Raw genomic sequence first — 16,603 nt, forward strand, 5'->3', positions numbered from 1 at the left:
TGATAAACAGGGTTCCGTTCCAGAAGGTGCATGGCGCTTAAAATATCTATAACTCCTTTCTTTTTCAAGACTAGAAACTTTACAAAAAACCATAAGAAAAGTTTCCTTGGGCATCGTATCATGGATACAGAGTTCTGTCAATCAGGTGCAGGTATTTAAGAATTTTTTCATAATTAAAGAGTAGATACTTTGGAATGACAATGTTATAATACACTGTATGACTTTTTGGAAGATAGAATCAAAGTAAGGAGAGTATCATGAAATCTTTGGTAAAGAATATAGTAAAACAGATCGGAAGGTGGATAGAGAAGGTACCGGTCCTGTGTAATATCGTGCTGGCTTTCGGCATGGCTTTTTTATTGGAGGTTCTCGGGCGCCAGACCTTTGACCAGGGAGTTTTCGGGTTTGTCAACGACAGGACCAAAATGTTTTTGTACAGTGCGTTTATCATTTTTGTAACTTATTCTGTGGTACTGATCGTGAAAAGAAGGCTGTTTACTTACATTATAGTGACGCTGCTTTGGTCTGTGATCGGTATTGTCAATTTCCTGATGCTCAGTGCGAGAAACACCCCATTCACCTATGTGGATGTAACTCTGATGAAGTCAGTTCTTCCGGTAATGACCAATTACTATTCGCCGGCAGCGATCGTTTTTATGGGGGCACTGATTTTAATTGTATTAGTCCTGCTTGTGGTTGGATTTTTATATCTTCCTAAAAAGCAGAATCTTCAATATAAAAGGAACATTCTCGCAGTCGCTATTATATTTGCCGGGTTCGGAGGCGCCACTGTCTATGGATTCAGGAGCAATATGCTCACGGACAGGATCGGCAATATCCGGATTGCCTACGGGGATTACGGAACACCTTACTGTTTCTCTATCACCGCATTAAAGAACGGGATAGATAAACCTTCCAATTATTCAAAAGAAAAGGTCGATCAGATCGAGGAAAGGACCGAGGAGGCACAGGCAAAGAAAAAGGGCAAAGTAAAAAAGCCGAATATTATTTTTGTGCAGCTGGAGTCCCACTTTGATATCACCCAGGTGAAAGGGGTCAAGTTCAACCAGGATCCCCTTCCGAACTTCCACAAGTATATGAAAGGATATTCTTCAGGGCAGCTTAGTATGCCGTCTTACGGCGCCGGAACTGCTAATTCAGAATTTGAGGCGATCACAGGAATGAACCTCGATCACTTCGGTGCGGCGGAATATCCTTACAAGACAGTGTTGCAGTCCACCACAACGGAGAGCATGGCTACCCTGTTAAAAGAGGACGGCTACACGGCACATGCTATCCATAACAACAGTGCCGCTTTTTATGACAGGGATTTAGTATTTTCACAGCTGGGATTTGACACGTTTACTTCAAAAGAATGCATGAATATTAAGAAGTGGACAGAAAACGGATGGGCAAAAGACAGCATTCTTACCGGATGTATCTTGAATGCTTTGGATTCAACAAAGGGACAGGACTATATCTATACAATTTCTGTGCAGGGACATGGAGATTATCCAAAAACAGAGATCATAGAGAATCCGAAGATCAAAGTTGTCAGCGGTGTAAAGGATGAAGCATTAAAGAATAAATATACTTACTACGCCAATCAGGTTTATCAGATGGACCAATTTGTGGGAGATCTGGTCAATGCACTAAAAAAGCGCGGTGAGGATACAGTTCTTGTAATGTATGGAGATCACCTTCCGAGTCTGGATGTGGATGACAAGGATCTGACTTATGGCAACAAATATGAGACGAGCTACTTCATTTGGGATAACATTGGATTAAAGAAAAAGGACGGTGTGGTTCAGGCTTATCAGCTGGGATCAGAGATCCTTGGAAAACTCAACATCAAAAACGGAGTCATGAACAGTTTCCACCAGACACGCAAAGGTACAAAGAATTATCAGAAAGATATGAAAACGCTTCAGTATGATATGCTGTATGGCAAGCAGTATGTCTGGGACCAGAAGAATCCGTTTACAGCCTCAGACATTATGTTTGGAATTAAAAAGGTCAATGTGACAAAGGCATACGAGACAGAAGACAGCACATTTATAGAAGGAAACAACTTCACGAACTTCTGCCAAGTCTATGCAGCGGATGCGAAGATCAATACAACATTCCACAATGATCACCTGCTGGAAGTATCCAAGAAAGATTTGAAGAAGGGTGATACCTTTACGGTGAAGATCGTGAGCAAGGCACCGAGAGTCCTGCAGACATCCAACGAATATGTCTATCAGGGTCTGAAACAATAAGAAGGCTTTATTTGACAGAAATGGCGTAAAATCTGTATTTCCAGTCGACAGGCCGGAAACGTCATGGTATAATGACTTAATGTTTGTATAAAACTACAACAAAGATAATGATATTTAGGAGGATTTGTAAGAATGGGATTACAAGTTGAAAAGTTAGACAATAATATGGTGAAAGTGACAATCGAAGTAGAACCTGATAAATTAGATGCAGCGATTAAAAAAGCTTATAATAAGAAGAAATCAGAGTTCAGCGTGCCGGGATTCAGAAAAGGAAAGGTACCTCAAAACTTCATTGAAAAAGCTTATGGAGTAGAAATTTTTTATGAAGACGCAGCGAATATCCTGATTCCGGAAGCATACAGTGAATCAATGAAAGATTCTGACTTAGATATCGTTTCCAGACCGGATATCGATGTGGTTCAGCTGGAAAAAGGAAAACCTTTCATCTTTACTGCAGTGATCGCGATCAAACCAGAAGTAACTCTGGGAGATTATAAAGGATTGGAAGTGGAAGACAAGAAGATCCGCGTAACAAAAGAAGAGATTGAGGAACAGCTCAAAAAGGAACAGGAAGCAAATGCCAGAGAGATCACAGTAGAAGACCGTCCGATCAAAGACGGCGACATTACCTTGATCGACTACTCAGGTTCTGTTGACGGTGAAAAATTCGAGGGAGGAACTGCAGAAGACCAGACTCTGGTTATTGGATCAGGAACTTTTATCGAAGGTTTTGAAGAACAGCTGATCGGCAAGAGCATCGGTGATGAAGCAGAGATCAATGTGACTTTCCCGGAACAGTACCATGCGCCTGAATTAGCAGGAAAACCGGCTGTTTTCGAGGTGAAGATTAAAGGAATCAAAGAGAAAGAACTTCCGGAATTAGACGATGAGTTTGCATCCGAGGTGTCTGAATTTGAGACCTTGGAAGATTACAAAAAAGAGATCAAAAAGAACATCAGAGCACAGAAAGAGGAAGCTGCCAAGACAGAAAAAGAAAACGCTTTAGTGGACCAGGCAGTAGAAAATGCATCTATGGACATCCCAGATGCCATGATCGAAGAGCAGGTACAGCAGATGGCAGATGAGTTTGCACAGAGACTCAGCTACCAGGGCCTTAACATGGAACAGTATCTTCAGTATACAGGAAGTGATGCCCAGAAGTTTGCAGATGAATTAAAACCTCAGGCATTAAAGAGAATTCAGACTCGTCTCGTATTAGAGGCGATCGTTGCAGCAGAAGGTATTGAAGCCAGCGAAGAAGACTTCAAGAAAGAATTAGAAAAGATGGCTGGTATGTACCAGATGGAAACAGAGCAGTTAGAAAAAATGGTACAGGGAAGCCAGAAGGAACAGATGATGGATGACATTGCTGTTCAGAAGGCAGTTGATTTCCTGATCAGTTCCAGCCAGGCAAAATAATTGACAGATTGAAAACCGGGAGGGATTTAAGATGAGTTTAGTACCTTATGTCATTGAACAAACAAGTCGTGGAGAGCGTTCTTACGATATTTATTCCCGCTTATTAAAAGAAAGAATCATCTTCCTGGGAGAAGAAGTTACTGATGTTTCAGCAAGCCTGATTGTCTCCCAGCTTCTTTTTCTGGAAGCGGAAGATCCGGAAAAGGATATCAGCCTGTATATCAACAGTCCAGGGGGATCTGTATCAGCAGGGTTAGCGATCTATGACACCATGAACTTTATCAAATGTGACGTTTCCACGATCTGTATGGGAATGGCAGCAAGCATGGGGTCGTTCCTCCTCTCAGGAGGAGCAAAAGGGAAGCGTATGGCGCTCCCGAATGCAGAGATCATGATTCATCAGCCGATGGGCGGAGCCCAGGGCCAGGCAACAGAAATCCAGATTGCCGCAGAGCATATGCAAAAGACGAAAAAGCGCTTAAACCGCATTTTAAGTGAGAATACTGGAAAACCAATAGAAGTCATCGAACGGGATACGGACCGTGACAACTGGCTGTCCGCAGAGGAAGCTGTAGAGTATGGTCTGATTGATGCTGTCTTTGACAAGAAGAGGGAATCATAATTAGAAAGAGCGAGGTAATTCTATGGTAAATCACAGTGATGACAAAAAGCAGCTCCGTTGCTCTTTTTGTAATAAGACGCAGGACCAGGTGAGAAAACTCATCGCCGGGCCAAAAGCAAAAGGCGTCTATATTTGTGATGAATGTATTGAAGTCTGCGCGGATATCATTGCCGAAGAGTTTGAACAGTATATTGATGACACGGAGATCCATTTAAATAAACCGAAAGAGATCAAAGCGTTTTTGGATGACTATGTGATCGGGCAGGATGAAGCAAAAAAAGTACTGTCGGTAGCTGTCTATAACCATTATAAGAGAATCCTGCTAGGAGACTCCTCTGATATTGATCTCCAGAAGAGCAATATCATCATGCTGGGGCCTACAGGTTCAGGAAAGACATTGCTGGCTCAGACGTTAGCTAAAATGCTGAATGTTCCGTTTGCCATCGCAGACGCAACAGCATTGACTGAAGCTGGTTACGTTGGAGAGGATGTTGAGAATATCCTGCTGAAGATCATTCAGGCTGCGGATTATGACATTGAACGTGCTCAGTGCGGCATTATCTATATTGACGAGATCGATAAGATTACAAGAAAATCAGAAAATACTTCCATTACCAGAGATGTCTCTGGGGAAGGCGTACAGCAGGCTTTGTTGAAGATCATTGAGGGAACGGTTGCATCTGTTCCGCCTCAGGGTGGAAGAAAGCATCCTCACCAGGAGTTTATCCAGATTGACACGACTAATATCTTGTTTATCTGCGGAGGAGCTTTTGACGGTCTGGAGAAAATCATAGAGTCCAGGATCGGACAGAAATCCATCGGATTCAACGCTGAGATCGGGAATGGAAGGAAAGAAGATATCGGAGGCCTTCTCCAGCAGGTGCTGCCGGAGGACTTCGTAAAATTCGGGTTGATCCCTGAGTTCATAGGAAGGGTTCCTGTGAATGTATCTTTAAATCCTCTGGACAGGGAAGCACTTGTCCGTATCCTCAAAGAGCCGAAGAGCGCACTGGTAAAACAATATCAGAAGCTGTTTGAGCTGGATGGAGTGGAGTTGGAGTTTAAGGACGAGGCTCTGGAAGCGATCGCAGAAAAGGCCATGGAAAGAAAGACTGGTGCCAGGGGCTTAAGGGCGATCATGGAAGATGTTATCATGGAGTTAATGTATCAGGTTCCTTCTGACGAAGAAGTGTCCAAATGTGTGATTACAAGGGAAACAGTGGAATCCGGGGCAGAACCGGAGATCGAGCGTTCCGTAGATAGGGCAAAAAAGCCGTCAGGCGTTAAAAAGAGGACGAAGAAGAGCAATGGCGAGATAGCATAATCATTCGACCAAAAGTCAAAAACTGCTTTAATACAAGAATTTCTTGCTATTGAGGCAGTTTTTTTGGCATAAATGACTATATTATTAACGAAGGAGAAGCAGATGAAGAAAGTATTACCGATGCTTGCGCTGAGAGGCAAATACATATACCCAAATTCGGTGATTCATTTTGATGTCTCACGGAGCAAGTCAGTCCGTGCGATTGAGGAAGCCATGCAGAACGATCAGATGATTTTCCTGAATAATCAGATTGATCCGGCTATGGAAGACCCGAAATCTTATGATCTTTATCAGATCGGTACTTTGGCGAAGATCCGGCAGGTCGTAAAATTGCCCCAGAATATCATAAGGGTTTTCGCAGAGGGAATGTTCCGTGCTGAGATTACAGAGATCTGTGAAGAAGAGCCAATCTTCCGGGTAGAAGTTGCCTATCAGCATACAGAGCAGCAAGTATTTGAAGAGGACGAAAAAGAGGCGGTATTCCGTGCTCTGAAGGAAAGTTTTGAGAAATATACAGGGGTGTGGAATCAGATGGACCCCAATGTATACAGCTATATTTTAATGCAGACGGATCTAGAAGTGTTTGTAGACCACTTGGCAACCCATCTGCCGTTTTCCCTGCAGAATAAGCAGAAGCTTCTGGAGGAGATGGATCTGAAACAGCGTTGCAGCCTTATGCTGGTGCTGCTGGAACAGGAGCTAAGGCTGGCTTATCTGAGACTGGATATCCAGGAAAAGGTGAAGGAAAGCATCGATGACAACCAGCGGGAGTATATGCTCAGAGAACAGCTTAAAGTAATCCGGGAAGAGCTTGGAGAGACCAATATCGCAGATGAGGCGGATGAATTCTTAAGCCAGCTCTCTGAGATGGAAGCGGATGATGAAGTAAAGGATAAGATTAAAAAAGAGATCTCACGTTTTCAGGCGATGGGAAACAGCGCGGCGGAGAGCGCTGTACTCAGGACTTATATTGAGATCATGCTGGATGTTCCGTGGGAAAAGCTTTCCGAGGATTCCATGGATCTTGAGGAAGCAGAAACAATTTTAGATGAAGACCACTACGGCCTGAAGAAGGTTAAGGAACGTGTACTGGAATATCTGGCGGCCAGAGCCATGAGCCAGAAAAAGGACGCGGCCATTCTCTGCCTCGTGGGTCCTCCGGGAACCGGAAAGACATCCATCGCAAGATCCATTGCAAGGGCTACCCACAAAGAGTATGTGAGGCTTTCCCTGGGCGGTGTCCGGGATGAGTCTGAGATCAGAGGCCACAGAAAGACCTATGTGGGAGCTATGCCTGGAAGGATCGTGGCGGCCATCCGCCAGGCCAAGGTACGCAACCCGCTGATGCTCCTTGATGAAGTGGATAAGGTCGGAAAGGACCAAAGAGGGGATACGGCTTCCGCACTTTTAGAAGTTCTGGACGGAGAACAGAACGAACATTTCCGCGACCACTATCTGGAAGTGCCTTTAGATTTAAGCGATGTACTATTCATTGCCACTGCCAATGACCTGTCTACGATTCCGAAGCCGCTCTTGGACCGGATGGAGATCATTGAAGTTTCCAGCTATTCTGAGAATGAGAAGTTCCATATCGCAAAGAACTACTTGGTGAAAAAGCAGATGGAAGCCAATGGTCTGACGCCGAAAGAGATCGTCTGGAAAGATGACGCCCTGAGACTGCTGATCGACAGCTATACTAGAGAGGCGGGAGTAAGAAGCCTTGAGAGGGCCATCGGCAATGTATCCCGCAAGGTCACAAAGGATATTTACCAGGGCAAGAAGAAAAAGGTGACCGTGACAAAGAAAGCAGTCAGAGATTATCTTGGCAATGCACCTTATGAGTTGGAGAAGGAAAGCCTTAAGGATGAGACTGGTATTGTCCACGGCCTGGCATGGACCAGCGTCGGAGGTGTTATGCTGAATGTGGAAGTGAACACGATGTCTGGAAAAGGCAAATTCATTGTTACAGGATCTTTGGGAGATGTGATGAAGGAGTCCGCACAGGCTGCGGTGAGTTATATTCGGAGCCAAAGCACAAAATACAAGATCAAGGATGATTTCTTTGACACCCATGATATCCACATCCATATCCCGGAAGGAGCGGTTCCGAAAGACGGGCCGTCTGCAGGAATTACCATGACAGTCGCCCTGCTCTCAGCCATCACGGGAAGAAAGGTCAGGGGAACAACAGCCATGACCGGTGAAGTGACCATCAGGGGACAGGTGCTGGCTATTGGAGGACTGAAAGAAAAAATGCTGGCCGCAAAACGTGCTGGCATGACAAAGGTACTGGTTCCGAAGGCCAATGAAAAGGATGTCAAAGAATTTGACAAAGAGATCACAGATAACATAGAAATCATATCTGTGAAGAAGATTGAGGACGTCATAAAAGAAGCTCTTCTATCTGAATAGACAAAAAGATAAGACGCAGGAGGGAAACCTTAATGAACTATCAGGAGACAATGGAATTTATCGGACGGGCTAATAAATTTGGGAGTGTGTTAGGGCTTGATAATATCAGAGAGCTTTTAAGACGGCTTAACAACCCACAGGACCGATTGAAGATCGTTCACATTGCGGGCACCAACGGAAAGGGTTCCATCCTGGCGTTTCTTGCGTCAGTATTCAAAGAGCAGGGTTATGAAGCAGGACGATACGTCTCTCCTGCTTCTTTCTGCTATGAAGAAAGGTTCCGTATCAACGACCAGATCATTTCAAAGGATGACCTGTGCTTTTATATGGAGAAAATAAAAAAAGCCTCGGAGGAGATGGTCAGGGATGGAAAAGAACATCCTACCGTCTTTGAAATGGAGACCGCTCTTTCTTTTCTTTATTTTCTCGATAAAAAAGTGGATGTGGTGCTTTTGGAGACGGGGCTCGGAGGCCGGCTGGACGCAACCAATGTGATCACAAAACCTCTCTGTACCGTCATCGCATCCATCGGGTTTGACCATACCCAGTATCTGGGAAGCACGATAAAAGAGATTGCTGGGGAGAAGGCAGGGATCATCAAGGAAGGCTGCCCTGTTATATCTTATTTTAATAATGCAGAGGCCAATGGGATGATCACAGAAAAAGCAAAGCAGAAACATTCACCCGTCACGTTCACTGATCCGGAACGACTTGTGATTTTTTCAGAATCTCTTGACGGCGCTGAGTTTTCTTATGTCTGTACAGACGGGACAGAGTACCGGAATATGGTAATCGGACTGCTGGGGAGGCACCAGATTTATAATGCCGTGACCGCTCTGGAGGTGCTTCAAATCTTAAAAAATTCTTATCTTTTTCTGCAGGATTCCATAAGGGATGGACTCAGGAATGCTGTGTGGGATGGGAGATTACAGCGTATTTCAGCGGTTCCTGCGGTTTTTTGCGATGGAGCGCACAACCCGGACGGAGCACAAAGCCTTTTACAATTTCTTGAAAAGAATTTTACAAATAAAAAAATAATCTATATAATGGGAGTATTGTCGGATAAGGATTATTTAAAGATGCTAAAGATCATGTCTCCGATGTCAAATGAGATCTATACAGTGACTCCTGAAAGTGACCGTGCTCTGCCTGCTAAAGAACTGGCTGAGGCAGCAAGGCCATTTTACAACTGCGTGACAGCGGGAGGAAGCCTTAGAGAATGCTATCAGAAAGTCAGGAATCACTGTGGACAGGATGACGTCATTGTTGTATTCGGGACATTATCATTTTTAAAGGAACTGAGAGGTTGAATCGGTGGAGAGGCTTTCATATATTATCAATCATCCTGAATATCAAAAAGCGTACCGGCAGATTCAGGACTCAGAGAAGGGGCGGATCTTCTGCCCGCATAATACAGAACACTTTCTTGCGGTATCCAGGATCGCCTATATTTTTGTTTTGGAACAGCACCTGGATATACCAAAAGATGTGATTTATGCCGCAGGTTTTCTACATGATATCGGGAGAGGAAAGCAGTATACGGAAGGAACGCCTCATGTGAAGGCGGGAGTGCTGATCGCATCGGATATTCTTTTTGACTCTCCCTATGAGCCAGAGGAGAGGAAAACCATCCTTTCCCTCTTAGAATCACACAGAAGACCGGACAGTGACAGACTTTCCTGTCTTTTTTACAGGGCAGATAAACTTTCCAGGGACTGTATGAACTGCAAGGCAAAAAAAGAGTGTTACTGGCCTGAGGAAAAGAAAAATAACGGTTACCGATATTAGGAGTTTAATATGAAGATAGGAAACAAAGAATTTGATATGGAACATCAAGGGTATATTATGGGCATACTAAATGTAACCCCCGATTCCTTTTCTGACGGAGGAAAATATACTCAGATAGATCAGGCCTTAAAGCATACCGAGCGTATGCTGAACGAAGGGGCAGATATCATTGACATAGGCGGTGAGTCCACACGTCCAGGCCATGAGAAGATCACATCAGGGGAAGAGATTGAGAGGACAGCACCGGTGATCGAAGCCTTAAAGAGAGAGTTTAACCCGGTTATTTCCCTGGATACCTACAAATCCCAGGTGGCAGAGGCGGGAATACATGCCGGAGCCGATATGATCAATGACATATGGGGGCTGAAATGGGACGGCAGCATGGCGCCGCTTCTAGCAAAGGCAGGACTTCCGGTTTGTCTGATGCACAACAGGAAAGATACAGACTACGATGATTATCTCAGCGATGTGCTAAAAGACCTAAAAGAGACCATGGAGCTTGCAGAAGATGCGGGAATTGCAAAAGAGAACATTATATTAGATCCGGGGATCGGCTTTGCTAAAACTTTGGAACAGAATCTGATGCTGATGAATCATCTGGAACTTTTGCAGGATCTTAAGGTGCCGGTGCTTTTGGGTACATCCAGAAAGTCCATGATCGGACTGACGCTTGATCTGCCGGCTGATGAGCGCGTAGAGGGAACTCTGGCAACCACGGTAAGCGGATATATGAAAGGCTGCCGGATGTTCCGGGTTCATGATGTCAAAGAAAACAGGCGTGCCCTTTCTATGATTGAGGCGATCTGCCGCTGTTAAAGGAGCATAGAAATATGGATCAGATCATAATTAAAGAGCTGGAGATTTACAGCAATCACGGCGTATATAAGGAAGAAAAGGTGCTGGGGCAGAAGTTTTTGGTGTCCGCGGTGCTTTATACGGATACTAAACGGGCCGGGGTCAGCGACAAGATTGAGTACTCAGTCAACTATGGGGAAGTGTGCCACAGGATCCGTGATATCATGGAAGGGAACACGTTTGACTTGATTGAACGGGTGGCGGAGACCATCGCAGAGCGTCTGCTGATGGAGTTTACGCTTATAAAGAAAGCAGAGGTAGAAGTCAAAAAGCCGTGGGCTCCCATTGGACTCCCAATCCAAAGTGTTTCTGTAAAGATTGAGAGAAAATGGCACAGGGCATATATTGGAATTGGTTCTAACATGGGAGACCGCAGGGAATATATTAAGCGTGCCGTTGAACAAATCGGACAGGAAGAGGATACCCGCATTGTACGGGTGTCCAGTCTGATGGAGACAGAACCTTACGGAAACGTTGACCAGGACCGATTTATCAATGGATGCATTGGGCTTGACACATTAAAGAATCCGTCGGAGCTGCTGGAGTTTCTTTTAGGACTGGAAAATAAGGCTGGAAGAGAACGTACCGTACACTGGGGCCCCAGGACGTTAGACCTGGATATTCTTTTGTACGATGACCTGATTCTCAATGAACCGCACCTGACAATCCCTCACATAGAAATACCCAAGCGGCAGTTCGTGCTGGAACCGCTTTCGGAGATTGCACCCCATGTGAGACATCCGGTGCTCAACCGGACCATTCTGGAACTAAAAGATGCATTGGAGGAGAAGGATAGTTAATATGAGAGATTTAGTTGATATAAGGAAGGACATTGACCAGATCGACCAAAAGATCGTCCGGCTGTTTGAGGAACGGATGCAGTGTTCCGAAGAAGTGGCTGAGTATAAAAAAGGAACCGGGAAACCCATCTATGACAGAAAAAGGGAACAAGAGAAGATAGAGACTTTGACGAAAGAAGTGGGACCAGAGTTCCTTAAAAAGGGGACCGAGGAATTATTTTTACAGCTCATGTCGATCGGACGCCGGTATCAATACAGTCTTTTGTCAGAGGAAGACAGCTATGTCCGCAAAAAGTTCAAACAGGTGGACCGGCTGGAGATCAACAGTGACACAAAGGTGGTGTACCAGGGCATCCCTGGAGCGTATCAGGAACAGGCTATGGTCCAGTTTTTCGGAGAAGACATCAGTCATTTTACGGCAGAGGAGTTCAAAGATGTTGTTGTTGCTGTAGATGAGGGAAAAGCGGATTATGGGATCCTTCCTATTGAGAATACTTCTGCGGGAACGGTCAGCGGTATTTACGATCTGCTCCTAAATCATGACGTATGCGTGGTGGGAGAGGAGACTGTGGAATGCAACCATGCCCTTGTGGGGATCCGGGGTACGGATCTTTCTAAAGTGACAAAGGTCTATTCCCATCCGCAGGGACTGATGCAGTGCAAGGAGTTCTTGGATGAGACAAAATGGGACCAGGTGCGCATCAGAAATACGGCAGTGGCCGCCAAGAAAGTGGCGGATGACAATGACTGCACAAAGGTGGCCATTTCCAGCGAGCGGGCTGCAAAGCTCTATGGGCTGGATGTGTTAAAAGAGAAAGTGAATTTCGAGGGTAATAACTGCACGCGTTTTGTGGTGATGTCTAAGAAAAAGCAGTACCGGAAAGACGCAAAGAAGGTAAGCATCAGTTTTTCACTGCCCCATGAGACGGGATCTCTTTATAACATTCTGGCGCATTTTATGTTTAATGACGTCAGTATGACAAACATTGAATCCAGGCCGCTTCCGAACAGGCAGTGGGAATACGGGTTTTACATTGATGTAGCCGGCAACTTAAATGAGCCGGGCATCCGCAACGCTCTGACCGGGATCCGGGCAGAGGTCAAAGACTTTAAAATACTTGGGAATTTTTAAATACATTGAAGAGGGACAGGATGATCCGATCATCATAAAAAATACAAATTAGGTGGGAAGTAAACATGAACAGTAAATCAAATGGTTTCAAAGATAAGCTAGGAAAAATCCATAACTTTATCCATAAGTTTGGTAAATACTTTATTATTGCATGCCTGATCTTATTCTGTGTGCTTTGTATAAAGAACAAAGATCAATTTGCGGAGCGTGTGGCCAAAGGTGTGCCGGAAAGCGGCATGGAGAAGATTGCTATCGCAGACGGAGACACTGTGGAACAGGAATTCAAGGCCAATTTCAACACGGCGGAGCGTTTAGATTTCCGTGTGGGAAGAAATTATGGGGACGCAAGGCCCGGAAGCATTGACCTTAAGATCAAAGATTCCAAGGGAAACGTTGTATTCCATATCACCCCGACCATAGAAGAGGTAGACGGAAAAACTGAGATTAAAGCGACCATGAGGCGCAGAGAACTGCATGATGACCGCTGGTACAAGGTGATCGTCAACCAGAAGTTAAAGAAGGGCGAAACCTATACTTATGTGATCAAAGGCATCGGGATCAAGAAAAAGGATCCGCTGTACATCTACATTTCAAAGGATATGGGATCCGTGTTCCAGCCTCTCGTAAAGAACGGAAAGAAAACAGAGGTCAGGCTCTGTGCCAGAGTCATGACAACACAGGTTGACATGTGGGCTATCGGATTGACCATCGCCATTGCACTTGGGCTGATCGTTTTGCTCCTGATCCAGTTGAATATTCCAGAAAAATGGAATAAATGGCTGTCATGGGCACTGTTTATTATCAATCCATGGCTGGCATTTTATATGGTGGAAAAGGTATTTTATAATCCGATCAGTGTCATGGGAATCTTCTCATATGCACTGAATGTGATCTGGTTCTATATCATCTTCGGAATCCTGCTGCTGATTTTCAACCGGACAAAGTATGCGATTATTGTTGGAGACTTGTTATTATACGGATGCGCCATCGGAAATTACTTTGTCATGCAGTTCAGGGGAACACCGATCACACCGGCGGACATCTGGGCGCTCGGTACAGCCATGGACGTGGCGGACCACTACACTCTGTCCTACAATAAGGCTGCCATTGTGGCAACCATTATCTGTCTGGCGTTGGTGATCATCGCATGGAAGCTGGATACTATAAAGGCATTCCGTTGGAAGCAGCGCCTTGTGGCACTGGTCCTTGTGGCTGCGCTCACGGCGGGACAGAGTTTCCTTTGCACAAGAGTCAACTTTTTGGAATCGAAGAATGTAAAGGTAGAATTCTTCAACCAGAAAAAGGGATACAAACGAAATGGATTTGTCTTAAGCTTCCTTTTAAATGTCCAGTATCTGCTTGGAACAGAACCGGAAGGATACAGTGTAGATAAAGTAAAGGACATTGCTAAAAATTACACTGTGACCACAGGACAGAACAAGTCCTTGAAACAAAAACCGAATGTGGTCGTGATCATGAATGAGACCTTCTCTGATTTGAATGTGGTCAATAAGATCAAGACTAACAAAGAAGTGATGCCGTATATTAATTCCATGAAAGAAAATACGATCAAAGGAAATATGCTGGTATCTGTTTTTGGAGGCGGAACCAGCAACTCTGAGTATGAGTTCCTGACTGGAAACTCTGTTTCCTCTCTTCCATTGAACGGAAATGCTTATACCCAGTTTGTGAAACATCAGGTGCCGAGCCTCGCTTCCCAGCTTAAGGAACAGGGATATGAGACAACGGCGTTCCATCCTTACAAACCGAATGCATGGAACCGGCAGAGTGTATATCCTCTTCTTGGATTTGATAATTTCCTGGACGAGACATCTCTGGATGAATCCAAGGTAAAAAGAATCAGAGGCTGGGTCAGCGATGAATCTGATTATGACAAGATCATAGAAACCTTTGAGAAAAAGAAAGCGGACAATCCGCTGTTTATGTTCAACGTAACTATCCAGAATCACGGAGGATATTTGATCCCGGATGATAACTTTAAACAGGAGATCACCATCAAGGATGAGAAGAAGACGGAAACCGCTGAGCGCTATCTGTCCCTGATCCACGAATCTGACCGGGCATTCAAGAAGCTGATCGATTACTTTAAAACCCAGAAAGAGCCGACCATCGTGGTCATGTTCGGAGATCATCAGCCGAAGCTTGAAGATGATTTCTATGAACTTCTCTATGGAAAGGACTTAAACAGTCTAAATATCAAGGAGATGCAGAAAAAGTATACGGTTCCGTTTGTGATCTGGGCCAATTATGACATCAAAGAGAAGGACAACGTAAATCTCACAAGCGCCAACTACCTGTCCACATTGATGCTTCAGCAGACAAACTTAAAGCTCACTCCATATAATCAATATCTGGAGGAACTTCAGAAACAGATTCCGGCCATCAACGCCAATGGATATGTTACCAAAGACGGTAAGAACGTAGAGACTCAGAATGAGGAAGACAAAGATAAATGGCTTACAAATTACCAGTATCTGCAGTATAATTCCCTTCTGGATCATAAACACCGCGTAGATTCTTTCTTTTCTGTGAAAGAAAAGTAGGAATCTCCCTGCGGATTCTTGACACATTGGAAAAAACAATATAATATTAAAATGTTGTTCGCTTTATGCAAAAGAAAATGGCGAAGACACGTCATTGATAATTAGGAGGATACACATATGGTTAAAGCAATAGTGGGAGCCAACTGGGGCGACGAAGGAAAAGGTAAGATTACAGATATGTTGGGGGAAACTTCTGACATCATCGTACGTTTCCAGGGAGGAGCGAATGCCGGGCATACCATCATTAACGACTACGGAAAGTTCGCGCTTCACACGCTGCCTTCCGGTGTATTCTATAATCATACAACCAGCATTATCGGAAACGGTGTGGCGCTGAATATTCCAGTCCTTTTTAAGGAGGTTGAGGAGATTGTGTCACAGGGAGTGCCGAAACCAAAGATCCTGGTTTCTGACAGGGCCCAGATCGTGATGCCGTACCACATCCTGTTCGATGAATACGAGGAGGAGAGACTGGGCAAAGGATCTTTCGGATCCACAAAATCAGGGATTGCGCCGTTTTATTCTGATAAGTATGCTAAGATCGGTTTCCAGGTCAACGAACTGTTTGACGGGGAAGCATTAAAAGAAAAATTGACAAAGATCTGTGAGACAAAGAATGTACTGCTTGAGCATCTGTACCACAAACCTCTCCTGAACCCGGACGAGTTGTATGACACTCTGATGGAATACAAGGAGATGGTAGCGCCGTATGTCTGCGATGTTTCACTGTTTCTGCACAATGCACTGAAAGAAGATAAGACGATTCTTTTAGAGGGACAGCTTGGCTCCCTGAAGGATCCGGACCACGGTATTTACCCGATGGTGACGTCTTCCTCCACACTGGCTGCATACGGAGCTATCGGTGCGGGTATTCCGCCTTATGAGATCAAAAAGATCGTCACAGTTGTCAAAGCGTATTCCAGCGCCGTAGGTGCGGGGGCTTTCGTCAGTGAGATCTTTGGGGAAGAAGCCGATGAACTCCGAAAACGCGGTGGAGACGGCGGTGAATTTGGTGCGACGACCGGACGTCCGAGACGGATGGGCTGGTTTGACGTTGTAGCTTCCAAGTACGGATGCAGGATGCAGGGAACCACAGATGTGGCCTTTACTGTTCTGGATGTCCTTGGATATTTAGAGGAGATTCCGGTTTGTGTCGCTTATGACATTGACGGCAAAGTGACCACTGACTTCCCGACTACAGGGGAACTGGAAAAAGCAAAACCGGTGATCGAGGTGCTTCCGGGCTGGAAGAGCGACATCCGCGGTATCACAGAGTATGAAGACCTTCCGGAAAACTGCAGAAAGTATATAGAGTTCGTCGAGGAGAAGATCGGATATCCGATCACATTGATCTCCAACGGACCCGGAAGACATGAGATTATCCGCAGAGGATATACAGACTAGAAATAAGGAAAAACCTCTTTGT

12 protein-coding genes are annotated in these 16,603 nt (G+C 44.9%); all 12 read left to right on the forward strand.

The window, feature by feature from the left end; all coding sequences use genetic code 11:
- Positions 1–257: 257 nt before the first annotated feature.
- Entirely contained in the window at positions 258–2,261 is a 2,004-nt protein-coding gene (locus tag AR1Y2_RS03850; protein WP_137327790.1) for an LTA synthase family protein, read from the forward strand.
- 132 nt (positions 2,262–2,393) lie between these two features.
- A complete protein-coding gene (gene tig, locus AR1Y2_RS03855) occupies positions 2,394–3,680 on the forward strand; it encodes a trigger factor (protein ID WP_137327791.1) in 1,287 nt (428 codons plus the stop codon).
- 31 nt (positions 3,681–3,711) lie between these two features.
- A complete protein-coding gene (clpP, locus tag AR1Y2_RS03860; RefSeq protein WP_137327792.1) occupies positions 3,712–4,302 on the forward strand; it encodes an ATP-dependent Clp endopeptidase proteolytic subunit ClpP in 591 nt (196 codons plus the stop codon).
- A 22-nt stretch (positions 4,303–4,324) separates the two neighbouring features.
- Positions 4,325–5,626: an ATP-dependent Clp protease ATP-binding subunit ClpX gene (clpX, locus tag AR1Y2_RS03865; protein ID WP_137327793.1), complete on the forward strand. Its 1,302-nt coding sequence runs from the start codon at positions 4,325–4,327 to the stop codon at positions 5,624–5,626.
- Positions 5,627–5,728: 102 nt separating this feature from the next.
- Positions 5,729–8,038 (forward strand): endopeptidase La, encoded by a 2,310-nt coding sequence (gene lon / locus AR1Y2_RS03870; RefSeq protein ID WP_137327794.1) that lies wholly within the window; start codon positions 5,729–5,731, stop codon positions 8,036–8,038.
- Between the two features lie 32 nt (positions 8,039–8,070).
- Positions 8,071–9,348 carry a bifunctional folylpolyglutamate synthase/dihydrofolate synthase gene (locus AR1Y2_RS03875; RefSeq protein ID WP_137327795.1) on the forward strand — a complete coding sequence of 426 codons (1,278 nt, stop codon included), beginning with the start codon at positions 8,071–8,073 and terminating at the stop codon, positions 9,346–9,348.
- A 4-nt stretch (positions 9,349–9,352) separates the two neighbouring features.
- A complete protein-coding gene (locus tag AR1Y2_RS03880; RefSeq protein ID WP_137327796.1) occupies positions 9,353–9,826 on the forward strand; it encodes an HD domain-containing protein in 474 nt (157 codons plus the stop codon).
- Between the two features lie 9 nt (positions 9,827–9,835).
- Positions 9,836–10,642: a dihydropteroate synthase gene (gene folP, locus AR1Y2_RS03885; protein ID WP_137327797.1), complete on the forward strand. Its 807-nt coding sequence runs from the start codon at positions 9,836–9,838 to the stop codon at positions 10,640–10,642.
- Positions 10,643–10,656: 14 nt separating this feature from the next.
- Positions 10,657–11,481, forward strand: a complete 825-nt coding sequence (gene folK, locus AR1Y2_RS03890) for a 2-amino-4-hydroxy-6-hydroxymethyldihydropteridine diphosphokinase (RefSeq protein ID WP_137327798.1) — start codon at positions 10,657–10,659, stop codon at positions 11,479–11,481.
- 1 nt (position 11,482) lies between these two features.
- Positions 11,483–12,613, forward strand: coding sequence for a chorismate mutase (locus AR1Y2_RS03895; protein WP_137327799.1), 1,131 nt, complete (start codon positions 11,483–11,485; stop codon positions 12,611–12,613).
- A 65-nt stretch (positions 12,614–12,678) separates the two neighbouring features.
- Positions 12,679–15,177: an LTA synthase family protein gene (locus tag AR1Y2_RS03900; protein ID WP_137327800.1), complete on the forward strand. Its 2,499-nt coding sequence runs from the start codon at positions 12,679–12,681 to the stop codon at positions 15,175–15,177.
- A gap of 117 nt (positions 15,178–15,294) precedes the next feature.
- Positions 15,295–16,581 (forward strand): adenylosuccinate synthase, encoded by a 1,287-nt coding sequence (locus AR1Y2_RS03905; protein WP_137327801.1) that lies wholly within the window; start codon positions 15,295–15,297, stop codon positions 16,579–16,581.
- Positions 16,582–16,603 lie beyond the last annotated feature (22 nt).

Source organism: Anaerostipes rhamnosivorans (assembly GCF_005280655.1).
GTDB lineage: Bacteria > Bacillota > Clostridia > Lachnospirales > Lachnospiraceae > Anaerostipes > Anaerostipes rhamnosivorans.

Excerpts from the sequence above, each read along its gene's own strand:
- lon (WP_137327794.1), top strand. The coding sequence starts at position 5,729 with ATGAAGAAAGTATTACCGATGCTTGCGCTGAGAGGCAAATACATATAC.
- AR1Y2_RS03900 (WP_137327800.1), top strand. The coding sequence starts at position 12,679 with ATGAACAGTAAATCAAATGGTTTCAAAGATAAGCTAGGAAAAATCCAT.
- folP (WP_137327797.1), top strand. The coding sequence starts at position 9,836 with ATGAAGATAGGAAACAAAGAATTTGATATGGAACATCAAGGGTATATT.
- folK (WP_137327798.1), top strand. The coding sequence starts at position 10,657 with ATGGATCAGATCATAATTAAAGAGCTGGAGATTTACAGCAATCACGGC.
- AR1Y2_RS03850 (WP_137327790.1), top strand. The coding sequence starts at position 258 with ATGAAATCTTTGGTAAAGAATATAGTAAAACAGATCGGAAGGTGGATA.
- tig (WP_137327791.1), top strand. The coding sequence starts at position 2,394 with ATGGGATTACAAGTTGAAAAGTTAGACAATAATATGGTGAAAGTGACA.
- clpP (WP_137327792.1), top strand. The coding sequence starts at position 3,712 with ATGAGTTTAGTACCTTATGTCATTGAACAAACAAGTCGTGGAGAGCGT.
- AR1Y2_RS03895 (WP_137327799.1), top strand. The coding sequence starts at position 11,483 with ATGAGAGATTTAGTTGATATAAGGAAGGACATTGACCAGATCGACCAA.
- AR1Y2_RS03875 (WP_137327795.1), top strand. The coding sequence starts at position 8,071 with ATGAACTATCAGGAGACAATGGAATTTATCGGACGGGCTAATAAATTT.
- clpX (WP_137327793.1), top strand. The coding sequence starts at position 4,325 with ATGGTAAATCACAGTGATGACAAAAAGCAGCTCCGTTGCTCTTTTTGT.
- AR1Y2_RS03905 (WP_137327801.1), top strand. The coding sequence starts at position 15,295 with ATGGTTAAAGCAATAGTGGGAGCCAACTGGGGCGACGAAGGAAAAGGT.